This is a genomic window from Biostraticola tofi (assembly GCF_004343195.1).
In the GTDB taxonomy this organism is placed as follows: Bacteria; Pseudomonadota; Gammaproteobacteria; order Enterobacterales; family Enterobacteriaceae; genus Biostraticola; species Biostraticola tofi.
On sequence record NZ_SMCR01000003.1, the window covers coordinates 491,578 to 508,091 of the forward strand.

Sequence of the window (16,514 nt, forward strand, 5' to 3'; positions counted from 1 at the left end):
GACCCTGCCTGCACTTTTTCACTTTCAGGCTGACTAAGCGATGCCCCAGAATAAAAAAAACGCGACGCCGTTAAGCCGCTTTCAGCCGGCGACCCGCCAGTGGTTCGCCAAGGCCTTTAGCCAGCCAACGCCCGCTCAGCAGGAGGCCTGGTCGGCAATCAGCGCCGGTGACTGCACATTGGTTATCGCGCCTACCGGTTCCGGCAAGACGCTGGCGGCTTTTCTGCACGCCATCGACCAACTGTTCGAGGAGCGCGAACGCCAGCCCGAGCGTCAGAAGCACACGGCCACTCGGGTGGTGTATATCTCGCCGATCAAAGCGCTGGGCACTGATGTCAGACGCAATCTAAGCCTACCGCTGGAGGGTGTTAACGCCGTGCGCGGTAAACGGGGCGATCCGCCGGTGGAACTGACGGTCGGGATGCGCACCGGTGATACGCCGGTGGCCGAGCGCGCCCGACTGCTGCGGCGCCCACCGGATATCCTGATTACTACCCCGGAGTCGCTGTATCTGATGCTGACCTCCAAGGCGCGGGAAACATTGCGCGGCGTGACCACGGTGATAGTCGATGAAATCCATGCGGTAGCCGGCACCAAGCGGGGTTCGCACCTGGCCTTGAGCCTGGAGCGGCTGGATGCGCTGTTGCCCGCGCCGGCGCAGCGTATCGGCTTGTCGGCGACAGTGCGACCGGCAGCAGATGTGGCTCGCTTCTTGGGCGGTGCGCAGCCGGTTACGCTGGTCAATCCGCCATCACATCGGCCGCTTGATATTCACATCGTGGTACCGGTGGTCGACATGACCGATATTCCGGCGCGCGATGACGGTCCGCCGGAGACCAGATCCTCTGGGCGGGCCGGCTCTATCTGGCCTCACGTCGAGGCCAGTATCCTTGATGAAATCCTTCGCTGCCGCTCCACTATCGTATTTACCAATTCCCGCGGGTTGGCTGAAAAGCTGACCGCCCGGCTGAATGAAGGCTATAGCCGGCGCAGCGAGGCAGGGCAGCAAGATCAACCGGAGGCGGAGCATTATCTCTCCAACTCGGGCGGCACTGGCAAACGTGCCAGCGGCGAGCTGCCAACCTTGGCCCGTTCCCATCATGGCTCGGTATCCAAAGAGCAGCGGGCGCAGATCGAGGCGGCGCTCAAATCCGGCGAACTGCGTTGCGTGGTGGCCACCTCAAGCCTGGAACTGGGTATCGATATGGGCCTGGTCGATAACGTCATTCAGGTAGGGGCACCGCCTTCTGTGGCCAGTGCGCTGCAGCGTGTCGGCCGAGCCGGCCATCAGGTCGGCGGCAGATCAACCGGGGTGTTTTTTCCCCGTACCCGCTTTGATTTGATTGAAACCACCGTCACGGTAGAGCGCATGCTGGCCGCAAAGCTGGAAGCGATTGCCATACCGCGAAACCCACTCGATGTACTGGCGCAGCATACCGTCGCCGCCGTCGCCATGGAGCCGCTGGATATTGAGCAATGGTTTGACCGGGTAAGGCGGGCCGAACCGTTTCGCGCTTTACCGCGCAGCGCCTTCGACGCCACACTGGACATGCTGTCCGGCCGCTATCCCTCCGAAGCCTTCAGCGAGTTTCGGCCACGCCTGTTATGGGATCGCGACAGCGGCCTGCTGACGGCGCGTCCTGGCGCCCAGCAACTGTCGGTCACCAGCGGCGGCACTATCCCGGACCGGGGTATGTACAGTGTCGTGCTGCCGGAAGGCGATGAACAGCGCGGCGCTCGTCGGGTAGGGGAGCTGGATGAAGAGATGGTGTATGAGTCCAGGGTCAACGACGTGATTACGCTGGGCGCCAGCTCTTGGCGGATCCAGCAAATCACTCATGACCAGGTGGTAGTGGTACCCGCACCGGGCCGCTCAGCCCGACTGCCGTTCTGGCACGGTGAAAAGCTGGGCCGACCGGCCGAACTGGGACAGGCTATCGGGGCTTTTATCGGCGAAATCGATAAAGCACTTCCTCAGCGGGGACAACCGCTGGCTGATGACAGCCCCATGGCTGCCAGGCTCAGGATCGCCGGCCTTAACCCTGACGCCTGCAATAATCTGCTGGACCTGGTGGTCGAGCAGCGAGAGTCTACCGGCGCGGTTCCCACTGACCAGACCCTGGTGATTGAGCGCTGCCGGGATGAAAGCGGCGACTGGCGAGTGATGTTACATTCACCCTATGGGCAACGGGTACATGCCCCCTGGGGGCTGGCGATCGCTGCCCGCGTCCGCCAGCGTTGGCATATCGACCCGACGGTGGTCGCCAGCGATGACGGCATCATCATTCGCCTGCCTGACGCCGCCGGTCGCCTTCCCGGCGCCGAGCTGTTTGTGTTCGATAGCCACGGCATGCTGCAGATCATTACCGATGCCGTCGGACAATCGGCGCTGTTTGCCGCTCGTTTTCGCGAATGTGCGGCGCGCGCTTTACTGCTGCCGCGTCAACGGCCAGGGAAACGTTCTCCGCTATGGCAGCAGCGTCTGCGCGCCAGCCAATTATTGGATATTGCCCGCGAACACCATGATTTTCCTTTGATTATCGAGACCGCCAGAGAATGTCTGCAAGATGTTTATGATTTGAACGCCCTGCAGTCGCTGATGCAGCGGCTACATGCAGGCTCAGTCCAACTGCGCGAGGTAACGACTGAGACGCCTTCGCCGTTTGCCGCTAATCTGCTGTTCGGCTATGTCATAGAATTGATGTATCAGGGCGACGTGCCGGTGGCCGAGCACCGGGCGTCGATGCTGCAGCTCGACAGCGGTTTACTGGGCGAACTGCTGGGGCAGGTAGAACTGGGCGAGTTGGTTGAGCCGGGCGTGGTGGCGCAGGTAGAGCAAGAACTGCAACGCACCGCCAAGACGCGCCAGGCCAGGGGCCTGGAAGGGCTAGTCGATTTACTGCGTGAACTGGGACCCCTCAATGCCGCGGAGATTGCCGCCCGTATGGCCGATACGGCGTCAGGGGACGCTCTGGCTCAACTGGAAGCCGCGCGGCGTATTATTCAGCTACGCATCGCCGGTGAACCCCGCTGGGCCAGTATCGAAGACGCCGCTCGATTGCGCGATGCGCTGGGCTGTCGTCTGCCCCCGGCTATCCCGAGGGATTTTCTGCAATCGGTGCATGCGCCGCTGCGCGACCTGCTCAGTCGTTATGCGCGTACCCATGGCCCGTTTACCCCGGCCCAGATGGCGGCGCGGTTCGGTCTGGGCATTGCGATAGTCAACGAGCAGATCGGACAACTGCGCAGTACCGGCCAGCTGATTCCCTGCAACGTTGCTGGGAAAACGCGCCAAGATGCTGCGCCGGACCCATCAGCTGAACACATCGAGCCCGGCGAAAGTGCGCCGCAGTGGGTCTGGGATGGCGTATTCCGTCGCCTGCGGGCACGTTCACTGCAGGCGGCCCGCGAGGCTACTCAACCGGTACCGCGGGCGGCGTATGTGCAACTGATCCTTGAACGCCAGGGGGTGTTGTTCGACGCCGGCGTGGCGCCGAAAGGCAGTGAGCCGGACGCGGCCAAAGGCGCATTCGAAGGTGTCCCGGGGCTGGCGCGGGTCATTGAATTGCTGGCGGGTGTGGCATTGCCGGCGTCGCTTTGGGAGAGCCAGGTGTTGCCGGCCAGGGTGCAGGACTACCGGCCGGCGATGCTGGATGAACTGATGGCTGCTGGTCAGGTCATGTGGGCAGGCCATGAAGCGTCCGGCGATAATGACGGGCTGATATCCTTGCATCTGCGGGACAATGCCGGTGCCACCTTGCCGCTGGCGACAGCGGATCCCGGCGCCGGGTCCCTGTCCCCCCTGCAGCAGGCAATTCTCAGTGTACTGGCCGATGGTGGCGCGTACTTTGTGCCGCAGCTGGCGCAGCTTGCCCAGGCCCGCCTGGCGGGAGACGATACCGGGCTCTCCGCAGCGGCCAGCGATCCGGCTGATGTTGCCCAGGCTCTGTGGGATCTGGCCTGGCACGGGCAAGTCACCAGTGACACCTGGTCGCCGCTGCGCCTGCTTACCGGCTCACGGCCGCCAGTGCGCTCGCGGCCGTCCCGTCCCCAGCGGCATCGACGTCAGGTGGCGGGATGGGTGCCGGTCTGGCAACCGGCCAAGCCCCAGCCGGCGAGCAGTATCCGCTCGGGCGAGGCGGCGCAGGCCGGCCGCTGGGCATTGCTCAGCGGGGCGCCGGTCAATCCGACGCTCAGGGCGGTTATCCAGACTGAGAACCTGTTTGACCGCTATGGGGTGATCAGTCGAGGTGTCGCAATCGCTGAACAACTGCCGGGGGGATTTCCGGCCTTGCAACCGGTACTGCGCCAGATGGAACAGGCGGGCCGGGTGCTGCGCGGGCGATTTATCACCCATCTCGGGGCTGCGCAGTTTGCCGATAAAGAGTGCATTGAACGTCTGCGTGAGCTTGCCCAGCAAAGCTCTGCAGAACCGGTAGCGCTTGCCGCCGCTGATCCGGCCAATGCGTTCGGCTGGCTGCTGCCGTGGCCCGCCCACCCTTCAGGCATACGACCCGCCCGCCGTGCCGGTGCCCTGGTGGTTATTTGCCAGGGTAGGCTGAGCGGTTATCTGGCGCAAAGCGGTCGGCAGTTGCTGACTTTTTTTGAGAAGCAAGCTGACGTTGACGCCGATCGGCATGCCCAGCTGCTGGCGGCATTGACCGCCGCGTTAAAACGCGAGCAGCGGCGAGGGTTTACGCTGGAGTCCATCGACGGACAATCGGCCCAGGCCAGTCCGCTGGCCAAAGCCTTGCCGGCAGCAGGCTTTTCACGGGTGCCGCAGGGCTATGCCTGGTATGGATAAGCCGCCGTTCTCGACAGGTTGCCGGCATCAATCGCAGTGCATTTCCCTTTAACGGCGCGTCTGAACTGCTTTCGATCGGCAGTGCTTCAATCGCATGGAGCGGGCGGCACAATGGTCAGGCTGCTCCTGGCGGCCGATGATTTCTGGTGCCGGCCATGACAGTTGCTACCTCTGCCAGATTGCACCTGCCCATGAACGGCCGAAAAATGGTCTATGATTGTTCTTCATAATTGAGCGCTTTTGGATTAAAAGAGGCTAATGAATGGAGTCCAGATCATTTTCTAAAAGTTGGGGTGCGGAATACCTGGCTGCCGGGACCGTACGCTTTCGCCTTTGGGCGACCGGACAGGCGCGGGTGACGCTGCGCCTTGCCGGCGAAGATCATGCGATGACGCCGAGCGGCGACGGCTGGTTCGAATTGCTGGTCACTGGCGTGTCACCGGGCGCCGAATACCAGTTTGTACTGGCCGACGGCACCGCGGTACCGGATCCAGCCTCCCGCGCCCAGAAGGCCGCTGTCAACGGTCCCTCGCTGGTTATCGATCCTGGCCGCTATCAATGGCGCAACACCGATTGGTCTGGACGCCGGTGGGAACAATCCGTGGTTTACGAGATGCATATCGGCACCTTTACCCCTGAGGGAACTTTCCAGGCGGCGATGGCCAAACTGCCGTATCTGGCCGAACTCGGTATTACCATGGTCGAGATATTGCCGCTGTCGCAATTCGGCGGCAATCGTGGCTGGGGTTATGATGGCGTGCTGCTTTACGCGCCGCATTCCGCCTATGGTACGCCGGACGATTTCAAAGCATTGGTCGATACTGCCCACGGGCACGGCATCTCGGTGGTGCTGGATATCGTACTCAACCATTTTGGCCCGGAAGGCAATTATCTGCCACTGCTGGCGCCGGACTTCTTTCATAAAGATCGGATGACCCCATGGGGGGCCGGGATCGCCTATGACGTCGATGCCGCCCGCCGCTATATGCTGGAGGCGCCGCTCTACTGGCTGGAGGAATACAACCTTGACGGACTGCGCTTCGATGCCATCGACCAAATTGTCGATGATGCCGACCAGCACCTGCTGGTGGCTATTGCCGAACGCATTCGCGCCCGGATAACCGAGCGGCCGATTCATCTGACCACTGAGGACAGCCGCAACATCATTTTCCTGCACCCGCGCGCGGAAGATGGCTCTGCGCCGCTGTTCACCGGCGAATGGAACGACGATTTCCATAATGCGGTACATGTTTTCGCCACCGGCGAGAGCCATGGCTATTACCAGGACTTTGCCGAGCAGCCCGAACGTTTGGTGGCCAGGGTACTGGCGGAGGGGTTTGCCTATCAGGGCGACATTTCACCGCAGACCGGTAAACCGCGCGGCGTCAAAAGCACCGGCCAGCCGCCGGTCGCCTTTGTTGATTTTATCCAGAACCACGATCAGATCGGCAATCGCGCCCAGGGCGAGAGGCTTATCCAATTGGCGGGCGCTGATTGTACCCGGGTGCTGTTCGCCACCTTGCTGCTCTCTCCGCACATTCCGCTGCTGTTTATGGGTGAGGAATATGGCGAGACTCAGCCGTTTCTGTTCTTTACCGATTTCCAGGGGGATCTGGCCAACGCGGTGCGAGAGGGACGGGCCAGGGAATTCGAGGGCCATGCCGGCCATGAGGGGGAAAGCGTGCCCGATCCGAATGCCCCCAGTACCTTTGAGCGGTCAAAACTTGACTGGAAAAAGCCTGACAGCACCCTCGGCCGGCAGTGGCTGGCGCTGACCCGAGAACTGCTGGCGCTGCGCCAAAAATACGTGGTGCCGCTGCTGGCCTCGCCAGGCAGTAGTGCCGGCCAGATAGTGAAGACCGCACCTGGCCTGGTTGCCGTCAGATGGACTTTCCCGGCAGGGATACTTTCACTGTCGCTCAATATTGGCGAACAAGACCAGCCGCTTACCGACCAGCCGGGCGAGACACTGTTTGCCTGGCCTGAAGGGACCGAACGCCTGGTGCCGAATTCCGTTATCGTCCGCCTTGCCCCAGGAGCCGCCAAGTGAACATTCCGACCGCTTCTTATCGTATTCAATTTCGTAATGGCATGACCTTTGACCGCGCAGCTGACCTGGTACCTTATCTGCAGCGGCTGGGCATCAGCCATCTGTATGCCTCGCCGCTGTTCGCCGCCACGGCCGAATCGACCCACGGCTACGACGTAACCGACGTTAATCAGCTGGAACCGTCCCTGGGTGGTCGCGAGGGGTTTTTACGGCTGGTCAACGCCCTGAAACAGGCCGGGCTGGGCCTGATTATCGATATTGTACCCAATCATATGGCGGCTTCGCTGGAAAATCCGTGGTGGCGCGATGTTATCGAGAACGGCGAACACAGCCGCTATGCCCGCCATTTCGACATCGATTGGTCGCGGCCGTTGACCTTGCCATTTCTGGGGGACAGCTTTGCATCGCTGGTGGCAAACGGAGAGATTACCGTTGAGGCGCACCCCCAGACCGGCAAACCGGTATTCGCCTACCACACTAGTTATTATCCGCTCGCCGCCGATAGCTGGCAGGGACGGAAAGACGAAGTGCTGGCCATGACCGACAAAACCGCCATCGCCAGACTGCACCAGTGCCAGCCCTATCGGCTGATGTGCTGGCGGGAAGCGCCGCGTGACCTTTCCTATCGTCGCTTTTTTGAAATCACCGGCCTGGTCGGCGTCCGGGTCGAGGACCCTGCGGTGTTTGACGATACGCACCGGCTGATCCTTGAACTGGTCCATTCCGGGGCGGTTGATGGGTTACGGGTCGATCATGTTGATGGGCTGGCAGACCCGAAAGCCTACCTGGAACGGTTGCGCCGGGAAGCCGGTCCGGACTGCTATATCACCGTCGAAAAAATCCTGGCTGAGGGTGAACGCCTGCCGGCTGACTGGCCGGTTTCCGGCACCACCGGGTACGAATTTGTGGCATCTCTTTCAGCGGTGCTGGTGGATGGCGAGAATATTGACCGACTGCGCCGGGCGTATGACCAGGCGGTGGGGCAACCGGTTGACATGGCCGCTGAACTACGGGCAGCCAAACTGTTGATGGCGGACAAGAATTTCGAGGGTGAATTCACCCGGTTAGTGAATATTGCCCTGAGCATTGCCCAAACCGATACATTGAAGCTGGATGAGGGCTTGGTCCGATCAGCCCTGCGCGAACTACTGGTGGCGTTCCCGGTCTATCGGACCTACGGTACCGGCCAAGGGCTGACGCCGGCCGACCTCAGCCTACTGCAGAAGGTCGCCACCGGGGTCAGCGTCGGCGATAATCCTCCGGCACCTGCGGCGCTCGACTTTATTGTTCGCATTATAACGGGGGACGTTTCTGCCGCTGCCCGGCAGGCGGCTGCCACGTTTTGCCGCCGCTGCCAGCAGCTCACCGGCCCGCTAATGGCCAAGTCGGTTGAAGACACGCTGTTTTTCCGCCAGCATGCGGCGCTGGCCCTGAACGAGGTGGGCGCCGAACCCTTGCCGCAGTCGTTTTCGCCTGCCCAGTTCCACCGAGATATGCAGACCCGGCTGGAACGCCAGCCTGCTGGGCTCTCAACGACCTCAACCCATGACACCAAACGCGGGGAAGATGCCCGCGCCCGGCTTTATACGCTCAGCGAAGCGCCGGACCACTGGGCCGCATCCGTCGCCCGCTGGCGTCAGATAAACCATGACCACATCCGGCTGCTGGACGATGGCCCGGCACCTGAACCCGCGGTTGAATGGATGCTCTATCAGGCGCTTGCCGGTGTTTGGCCGACAACGCTGCAACCCGGCGACGCCCAAGGGCTGTCAGCGCTTGCCGAGCGGTTTGCCGCCTATGTGGAAAAAGCGCTGCGCGAAGCCAAGCTGCGGACAAACTGGGGCGATGGCAATCAGGACTATGAGCATGCGGTGATCGACTATGCCCGTCACCTGCTGTCGCCGGCTGACCCCGCTTTCCTGCAGGATTTCTGCACCACTCTGCAACCCTTTATCCGCGCCGGTCTGCTGAATAGCCTTACCCAGACCATCATCAAGCTGACGGCGCCGGGCGTGCCGGACATCTATCAGGGCAGCGAGACCTTCGACTTGAGCCTCGCCGATCCCGACAACCGACGCGAACCGGATTTTGCCGCTTTGGCAGGCCTGCTGGATGAGCCGCTACCGCCGGGCGCTGCAACAGAGCAACACTGGCTGCTTGGCCAGGTAAAGCAGCAAGCTATCGCCAGGCTCTTGGCGGTGCGCCAGCAATGGCCGGCGCTGTTCGCCGAGGGGGACTACCTGCCGCTGACCGTCAGCGGGGAACAGGCGCAGAACCTGCTGGCCTTTGCGCGGGTTAAGGGTGATGAGTGCCTTATTGTCATCGTTCCGCGAGTGGTTTATCGGTTGCTTGAAGGCAGCCTGGCCGATCAGTATATCCTCCGCTGGGTCGAGGCGGAGATCGTACTGCCATCGCCGTTGGCGCATCGCCGCTATCGTGACATTCTCAGCGGGGAAAGCCTGGTGGTGACTGACCGCGTTGACCTGGCATCCGTTGCAGGCGGTGTGGCGCGGGTATTACGGAGTGCGGCAGCCGATATCGGCCCAAAGTGAGTGGCCGACGATAATGTCAGTCAGCCAGGCAAGCCGCGCCGGAACAGCATCGGTCCGGCGAGATTGGCGATCAGCGGTTTTTACTTAATGGTGCGGCTTTCACCCGGATAGACCAGGCCGATCTGCTGCCTGATGGTATCAAGGGTCGCCATTATCTGCACCGATTGTTCCGGCGGCATAATCGCCGACCGGGTCCCGGTCCTGACCAGACGTTCCATTTCCAACGCCTGGAACTGCATGCCGCGATGGGCGACCGGCTCGGCATAGGTTTCCAGCACCTGGCCCTGATAGTCTTCAACCCGAAACGACGTGGGGCAGTACCAGACGGCATCGATGACGATACGCGCCTTGGAACCATAAATCACCGCCCCGTTGGGGCCGGCACAATCCAGGGCAGATACGGTGGTGGACATGGCTCCGCCTTGATGCTGCATCACCGTGGCGATTTCAGCATCGACGCCAGTCGCGGTAAAACGAGCAGTCGCTTGGATCGCGGTGGGCGCACCCAGCATATCCCAGGCGAAAGAAACCGGGTAAATCCCCAGATCCAGCAGCGCGCCGCCGCCCAGTTCCAGCGCATTCAGCCGGTGCTGCGGATCGGTCGGTAAAAATTGGCGATGTTCAGCCGACACCGACCGCAACTGGCCCAGCACGCCGGCGTCGATAATTTGGTGGATACGCTGCATATGCGGCAAAAAACGCGTCCACATCGCCTCCAGGACAATCAGGTTTTTGTCGGCCGCGCGCGCAACAATTTTTTTGGCCTGCTGGGCGTTCAAGGTGAACGGTTTTTCAATCAGCACATGTTTACCGGCCTCCAGCGCCAGCAGGGCGGCGTCAATATGCTGTGGATGTGGGGTGGCCACATAGACGATATCCACCGCCGGGTCTGCCACCAGTTGCTGGTAACTGCCATGGGCGGCGGGGATAGCGAACCGCTTGGCGAATGCGCTGGCCTTCTGGGCCGAGCGCGACCCCACCGCAGTCACCGTTAACCCAGAAGCTATCAGATCCCGAGTGAATAGCTCAGCAATCCATCCGGTGGCCAGCACACCCCAGCCAAGTGACTTATTCATTTATTTCCCCTCGAAGAAACCCCTTTGTGCTTTTTATCATACAAGATCACTCATCATAATTTGCGTATTCTTTGTGGTGTGGTGCCAACGCCGCATAACAAAGCCCTGCGCATCAAGGCGGTATCACTGAAGCCGACCTGGCGATGCCGCTTCGCCGCGCAGCGATTCGTCGCCTGACGACATAAGCGGGAATATGCATGAGCAATTACTCATTGCGCAATGAGGATACTTTGCTTTAATGCGAATATTGAACTGCTTATGATGGCGTATGCCTATATCAATGCCCTGGTATTCAGCGGACGCCGGCTGATAGTCCCGAGCCTGCCCTATGCCTTGGGTACCGGCGGTGTTATCGCCGGTTACAGTGTCACTGACGGCGTACGGCTTTCCGGCGCCCCTATCGCCTATACGGTATAGATGAGCGCGCTATGGGGCATCATGATGCCGCTGTTGTTTATCGGCCGGTGCGGCGTGAAACCAGCGTATTTTTTGCGGCATTAATCGGTTATTTTTTCCTGGCGTAAAGGATAACGGTCCGCAAGATAGTTGCCTGTACGCTGATAGTGATCGGCACAATCATCATTGGTTGACCGCCGCCTGCCTGGTTTTCAGTGATAACGGCTGGCTGGAGCCGCCTGGCTTTTGGACAGTAAGTCACTCTCTGTAGAGGATGAAAATAATGAACCTATCCGAACATCCCACTATCGCCCTGATCGGCCCCGGGGCTATCGGCACCACCGTAGCGGCGGCACTGCATGAGGTCGGACACACGCCAACCCTTTGCGGGCGCACGGCGCGCGATCGGCTGGATCTGCGCCATGACGGCGGACATATCGTGGTGCCCGGGCCGGTGCATACTGATCCTGCCGGCGTCCATACCCCCTTTGACCTGGTGTTCGTCGCGGTCAAGTCTACCCAGGTGGCGGCGACGGCCCCGTGGCTTGCGGCGCTGTGCAGTGAGCAGACAGTGGTCTGCGTGCTGCAAAACGGGGTGGAACAACAAGCGATGTTCGCACCTTACCTGGCCGGCCGGCCGGTGTTGCCTTCCGTGGTGTGGTTTCCCGCCCAACGCGAACCGGATAACGCAGTATGGCTGCGTCGCGCAGCGCGGCTCACTTTGCCTGATGTGCCGCAAAACAAGGTGGTTCAGGCGGTGCTGAGCGGCAGCCGCTGCGCGGTCGACATTGCAGCGGATTTCACCTCGGTGGCCTGGCGCAAGCTGCTGGTGAATGCCGTCGCCGGATTAATGGTTCTGACGGGTCGCCGTTCCGGCATGTACACCCGAACCGATATCACCGGTCTGGCCCTGGCCTATCTGCACGAGTGTCTGGCGGTGGCCCGGGCAGAGGGCGCCAATCTGGGTGATGAGGTCGCGCAGCAAATTGTTGATGGCTTTCAGCGCTCCCCGGCCGATTTAGGCACCTCCATCCTGGCCGATCGACAAGCCGGCAACCCGCTTGAATGGGACTGTCGCAATGGCGTAATACAGCGATACGGCCGGGCGCACGGCATTCCTACCCCGATTAGCGAACTGCTGGTGCCATTGCTGGCGGCGGCCAGCGATGGGCCTGGCTGATAGCAAATCTTCTTGTACAATTGTGCCATTGATCAGTGAAGTCGGTGGAGATAATACTATGAAAATAAAATGGCCAGTTGTCGTGCTGGCTTGCGCGGTCATTGGCTGTACACTGCTGCACCCTGATGATTTTCGCTGTAGCTGTTTTCAATAGAATGGCCGAAGGGTAAGTTCCAGACCCAATAGCCCGAGAAACAACAGGAAAAACATTCTAAAACGGCTGGGGCTGAGTCTGGTGCGGATCATCTGTCCCAGCCACATCCCCATCAGCGCAGGTATAATGGCCAGCGCCGACAGCCCCATTTCTTGCGGACGGAACGCGCCGTGCAGCAGCAGCCCGACGGCCAGCGCCAGGGTGGAAACGGTAAATGACATTCCCAGCGCCTGCACCAACAGGTCTTTATCCAGCCTGAGCGATTGCAGATAAGGCACTGCCGGCATCACAAAAACGCCGGTGGCGCCGGTCACTGCGCCGGTGATAAGCCCGATGATTGGCGACAGCCAGGGCTCAACCCGGCCAGGTACCGCCAACACCGGCGACACCAGCGCATAACCCGCATACACCAGCAGCGCCACCCCTAAGGTCAGGCCCGACCAGCGAGGATCGGTAGCCACCAGCAGCGACGATCCGCCCAGGGTACCCAGCACGATGCATAGCATCATCGGCCACAATCTGCGCAGCAGGGGGCCTCTGCTGGACCCGGCCAGCCACTGCCAGATATTGGTCACTAGCGACGGCAGTACCAGCATGGCCGCCGCCGCCGCCGGCGGCATAACCAGGCCCAGCAGTCCCATCGCCACCGTAGGCAGGCCCATACCGGTCACGCCTTTGACCAGCCCGGCAACCAGAAACGTAGTCGTGGCCAATGTCAGAAAAACGAAAGATTCATTCATCGCTGTATTGAAGCCGGTCAGCGCGTTGGGCACAATGTGGAATTCATCCTCTATCCTTCGGTGAATCCGAAGGGTTAAGCACCGGATAGCGATATGAGACTCGATCTGGCTGACCTGCATCTGTTCTTGTGCATTGTCGACGCGGGCAGCATTACCCAAGGGGCGGCGCGCGCCCATCTGGCGCTGGCCTCGGCCAGCGAACGCCTGCGCCGCATAGAAGACGATGCTGGCGTGATGCTGCTAGAGCGACATCCTCGCGGCGTGACCACCACCGAAGCCGGGGAAGCGCTGGCTCACCATGCCAGACTGATGCTGCGCCAGCAGGCGCGGCTCAAAAGTGAATTGCAGGACTTTGCTACAGGCAACCGGGGCACGCTGCATCTCTATGCCAACACCGCGGCCCTGACCGAGTTTCTGCCGGCCAGGCTGGCGCCGTGGCTGGCTGAGCGGCCCCAACTGCAGGTTGAGCTGAAAGAGCGCACCAGCGCGGACATTGTGCGCAGTATTGCCGCCGGACGGGTCGAGGCCGGCATCGTTTCCGATGCCGTTTCAGCGCCTACGCTGGTACTTCAACCCGTCGCCAGGGATCATCTGGTGCTGATCGTGCCCGCCGGGCACCGGCTGGCATCGGTAGGCAAGGTATCTTTGGCCGAGGTTATCGATGAGCCTTTTGTCGGCCTGGCGCAGGGTAACGCACTGCAGGAACATCTGGATGACCATGCGCGCGCTGCCGGCCATGCGCTGGCATTGCGTATCCGTATGAAAACCTTCGCGGGCCTGGGTGAAATGGTGGCGCACGGTGTTGGCCTGGGCATCATGCCGCAGGCCGTCGCCGGTCGTTACCGTCGGCGACTTGGCTATCGGATACTGGCATTGAATGATGGCTGGGCGCAACGCCAGCTGTGTTTATGCTATGGCAGTTGGCAAGCGCTATCCTCGCCTATGCAGAGCCTGCTGTCCCACCTAGGTAAGAAAAACGCTGCTGGCTGAACCGTTAACGCATGACTACTATTGCTATGACATATCGCTAGGGCGTTTAACATCTCCTCGGTTGTAATACCTTGGCGACACCGAGGTGGATATTGTTGCAGTCCCAAGGGGCTGTTCCCTGGGTATGCCTCACATGCTTGATGTTTCAATATCAAACAGCGGAAATGATATACTCCCTTTTTTCGGCAGAGTGATTGTCACCCTATGAAAGCGCCTGGTAACAAATCGCCCACAATTACAGATATCGCCCGTCTCGCGGGCGTCAGCAGTATTACCGTTTCCCGCACTTTTACCGACCCCTACAAGGTGAAAACCCTCACGCGCGAGAAGATCCTGCGGATAGCCCGTGAAGTTGAATACGTGCCCAATATATTTGCACAGAATATCAAATCTTCTCAAAGCCCGATCATCGGTATAGTTACGGACGATACCTTTAATCAGAGTTACTCATACGTGATTCAAGAATTGTGTCTGCGCGCGGAGGCAAAGGGATATTCGGTGATGATCTTTACCACCGGCGGTGGTCGCGCGTCTGAAGTGAAAGCGATCAATACGCTGGTGGGCTATAAAGCGGCAGGAGTAGTATTGTCGGTGATTAGCGATACCCCCGACTACGACGTGAGCCACCTTAAAATTCTGCATCACTCGCCTACAAAACTTATCCAGTTAGATCGCCAATTTGACACCTCCTTACCGGCTGTTTTTGTCAACGATGAGCGGGCCGGCAGGCTTATCGCTTCGGTCATTACCGAAAAATCCTGGCGCCATATTCTGGTGATTGGTGGCCATGAGCACTCGCGTATCACTCAGGCGCGGGTAAACAGTATCCTTCAGAACATTCCTGCCACCACCCAGGTTACCTGCCTGTATGCGGACTATCGCTATGATAAAGCGAAAGAGATAATTGCCGCCCACTTCTCCAGTGGCGTGATGAATTACGATGCAATTGTAGGAATTAACGGTGCCATCTCCCTTGCAGCGCGCAGTGTCGCGACAACATGGTCACTGAAGAGTGTTGCGTTCCTCTCTATTGACGACATACCCAACGCCGAAGATTTTGGGTTTTTTTACCCCTCTGTCGTTCATGACTACAAGCAATGGGCGACCATCGTTGCCGAGAACCTGGTGGCGGCTATTGAAGACCGCCCCTGGCAGCAGCGTACGGTAATTAACGGTTTTCTAAAAAATTACCGCTAGCCAGCGACCTGGTCCTGGATGATGGCAGTGCCGGGCTCCAAATGTTCATGTGAACATATATAGAGTTTTATATCATCAATAAAATTCCGCATGAATCATTTGTGTTTTTTGTAAGTAAAATGAAATTTTTAAATTATTGAAATAAAATGATTTTTAAAAAATAATGTCATCATGATCACAAAAACATGCAGTGTGATTATAAATGTTTACGAAAACATTTTAAGGTGCATGAACACTCATCATGTACGGGAAATGAAGTTGTGAACATAAAACCCACCTTAATCAAACAACTGGTCAATTATGGCCCGAAAGACTATCGCCTGGTCTCTGCGCCGCTGCCGGAGCCAAAAGCGAATGAACTGCTGGTAAAAGTCGGTGCATGCGGCATCTGCGCCTCTGATTTTCACTGCTACCACGGGGCGCCGATGTTTTGGGGCAACGAGACGTTTCCTCCGTATGTCAAAACCCCGGTGGTCAGCGGCCATGAGTTCTACGGTACCGTTCATGCGGCCGGCCCGAATGCGCTGGAACATTTCGGCGTCGCGCTCGGCGACCGGGTCATTGCGGAACAGATCGTACCTTGCGATAAATGCCGTTTTTGCCGCAATGGGCAGTACTGGATGTGTGAAAAACACGATATCTACGGTTTTCAGAAAGATGACGCCGATGGGGGCATGACGGAATACATGCTGTTTAAACCTACCAGTCGTGTACACAAAATCCCGCAGTCGCTGTCGCTGGAAGAGTGCGCGCTGATTGAGCCGTTCTCCTGTTCGGTACACGCGGTCAATCGTGGCGATATTCAGTTTAACGACGTCGTCGTGCTGGCCGGCGCCGGAACCTTAGGGCTTGGTATGATACAGGCCATCAAACTCAAAACCCCAAAGAAACTCATTGTTATCGATACGATGCCGCACCGCCTGGCGCTGGCGAGCAAGCTTGGCGCAGATGAAGTGATGAATCCGCTTGAAGAGGATGTCATCGCGAAAGTGAAGGCGATGACCGACGGCTATGGCTGCGATGTCTACATTGAAGCTACCGGCAACCCGGCGGCCGTCAATCAGGGGCTGCAAATGATCCGCAAGCTTGGGCGCTTTGTTGAATTCAGTGTGTTTAGCCGTGAGACCTCGGTTGACTGGTCAATCATCGGCGACAGAAAAGAGCTGGATATCCGTGGCGCGCATTTGAGCCCTGGCTGCTACGAGACGGTTATTGATCTCTTTAGCCGCAAGCTTATGACGGCAGAAAACATCGTGACGCATCAGTTTCCGCTCGACCGTTGGGAGCAGGCCTTTGCAACATTTGGCACCGCCGAAGCAATCAAAGTGCTGCTGGTACCACACGCGCAATAATGAGTTTTACATCCAAGATCAGG

Annotated in this window: 10 protein-coding genes; 8 read left to right on the plus strand and 2 right to left on the minus strand. The window is 59.4% G+C overall.

Going from position 1 to position 16,514, the window contains the following annotated elements; all coding sequences use genetic code 11:
* Nucleotides 1–40 precede the first annotated feature (40 nt).
* The 3 genes from EDC52_RS09590 (at nucleotide 41) to treY (ending at nucleotide 9,406) form a co-directional block, all read left to right on the plus strand.
* Entirely contained in the window at nucleotides 41–4,804 is a 4,764-nt protein-coding gene (locus tag EDC52_RS09590; protein WP_131865098.1) for an ATP-dependent helicase, read from the plus strand.
* Between the two features lie 262 nt (nucleotides 4,805–5,066).
* On the plus strand, nucleotides 5,067–6,854 hold the full coding sequence (gene treZ, locus EDC52_RS09595) for a malto-oligosyltrehalose trehalohydrolase (protein WP_131865099.1): 1,788 nt from the start codon (nucleotides 5,067–5,069) through the stop codon (nucleotides 6,852–6,854).
* A complete protein-coding gene (gene treY / locus EDC52_RS09600) occupies nucleotides 6,851–9,406 on the plus strand; it encodes a malto-oligosyltrehalose synthase (protein ID WP_131865100.1) in 2,556 nt (851 codons plus the stop codon). The genes treZ and treY overlap by 4 nt, the downstream gene beginning before the upstream one ends.
* Before the next feature lie 80 nt (nucleotides 9,407–9,486).
* Here the strand turns inward: treY and EDC52_RS09605 are convergent, their stop codons facing one another.
* Complete coding sequence (locus EDC52_RS09605) at nucleotides 9,487–10,482, minus strand: Gfo/Idh/MocA family protein (RefSeq protein ID WP_131865101.1); 996 nt, start codon at nucleotides 10,480–10,482, stop codon at nucleotides 9,487–9,489.
* Between the two features lie 258 nt (nucleotides 10,483–10,740).
* Here EDC52_RS09605 and EDC52_RS19860 point away from each other — a divergent pair, with 258 nt between their 5' ends.
* Both EDC52_RS19860 and EDC52_RS09610 read left to right on the plus strand, forming a co-directional pair.
* Nucleotides 10,741–10,899: a hypothetical protein gene (locus EDC52_RS19860; RefSeq protein ID WP_165911683.1), complete on the plus strand. Its 159-nt coding sequence runs from the start codon at nucleotides 10,741–10,743 to the stop codon at nucleotides 10,897–10,899.
* A 262-nt stretch (nucleotides 10,900–11,161) separates the two neighbouring features.
* Nucleotides 11,162–12,058, plus strand: a complete 897-nt coding sequence (locus EDC52_RS09610) for an oxidoreductase (RefSeq protein ID WP_131865102.1) — start codon at nucleotides 11,162–11,164, stop codon at nucleotides 12,056–12,058.
* 147 nt (nucleotides 12,059–12,205) lie between these two features.
* Here the strand turns inward: EDC52_RS09610 and EDC52_RS09615 are convergent, their stop codons facing one another.
* Nucleotides 12,206–12,952 (minus strand): sulfite exporter TauE/SafE family protein, encoded by a 747-nt coding sequence (locus EDC52_RS09615; protein WP_131865160.1) that lies wholly within the window; start codon nucleotides 12,950–12,952, stop codon nucleotides 12,206–12,208.
* Nucleotides 12,953–13,045: 93 nt separating this feature from the next.
* Here EDC52_RS09615 and EDC52_RS09620 point away from each other — a divergent pair, with 93 nt between their 5' ends.
* The 3 genes from EDC52_RS09620 (at nucleotide 13,046) to EDC52_RS09630 (ending at nucleotide 16,491) form a co-directional block, all read left to right on the plus strand.
* Nucleotides 13,046–13,942, plus strand: coding sequence for a LysR family transcriptional regulator (locus EDC52_RS09620; RefSeq protein WP_131865103.1), 897 nt, complete (start codon nucleotides 13,046–13,048; stop codon nucleotides 13,940–13,942).
* Nucleotides 13,943–14,146: 204 nt separating this feature from the next.
* A complete protein-coding gene (locus EDC52_RS09625) occupies nucleotides 14,147–15,139 on the plus strand; it encodes a LacI family DNA-binding transcriptional regulator (RefSeq protein WP_131865104.1) in 993 nt (330 codons plus the stop codon).
* Nucleotides 15,140–15,399: 260 nt separating this feature from the next.
* The gene (locus tag EDC52_RS09630) at nucleotides 15,400–16,491 is read left to right on the plus strand and encodes an alcohol dehydrogenase catalytic domain-containing protein (RefSeq protein WP_131865161.1); all 1,092 of its coding nucleotides are present in this window, start codon (nucleotides 15,400–15,402) and stop codon (nucleotides 16,489–16,491) included.
* The last annotated feature ends 23 nt before the right edge of the window (nucleotides 16,492–16,514 follow it).

Coding starts and splice junctions, on each gene's coding strand:
- EDC52_RS09590 (WP_131865098.1), top strand. CDS start 41: ATGCCCCAGAATAAAAAAAACGCGACGCCGTTAAGCCGCTTTCAGCCG.
- treZ (WP_131865099.1), top strand. CDS start 5,067: ATGGAGTCCAGATCATTTTCTAAAAGTTGGGGTGCGGAATACCTGGCT.
- EDC52_RS09605 (WP_131865101.1), bottom strand. CDS start 10,482: ATGAATAAGTCACTTGGCTGGGGTGTGCTGGCCACCGGATGGATTGCT.
- EDC52_RS19860 (WP_165911683.1), top strand. CDS start 10,741: ATGATGGCGTATGCCTATATCAATGCCCTGGTATTCAGCGGACGCCGG.
- EDC52_RS09610 (WP_131865102.1), top strand. CDS start 11,162: ATGAACCTATCCGAACATCCCACTATCGCCCTGATCGGCCCCGGGGCT.
- EDC52_RS09615 (WP_131865160.1), bottom strand. CDS start 12,952: ATGAATGAATCTTTCGTTTTTCTGACATTGGCCACGACTACGTTTCTG.
- EDC52_RS09620 (WP_131865103.1), top strand. CDS start 13,046: ATGAGACTCGATCTGGCTGACCTGCATCTGTTCTTGTGCATTGTCGAC.
- EDC52_RS09625 (WP_131865104.1), top strand. CDS start 14,147: ATGAAAGCGCCTGGTAACAAATCGCCCACAATTACAGATATCGCCCGT.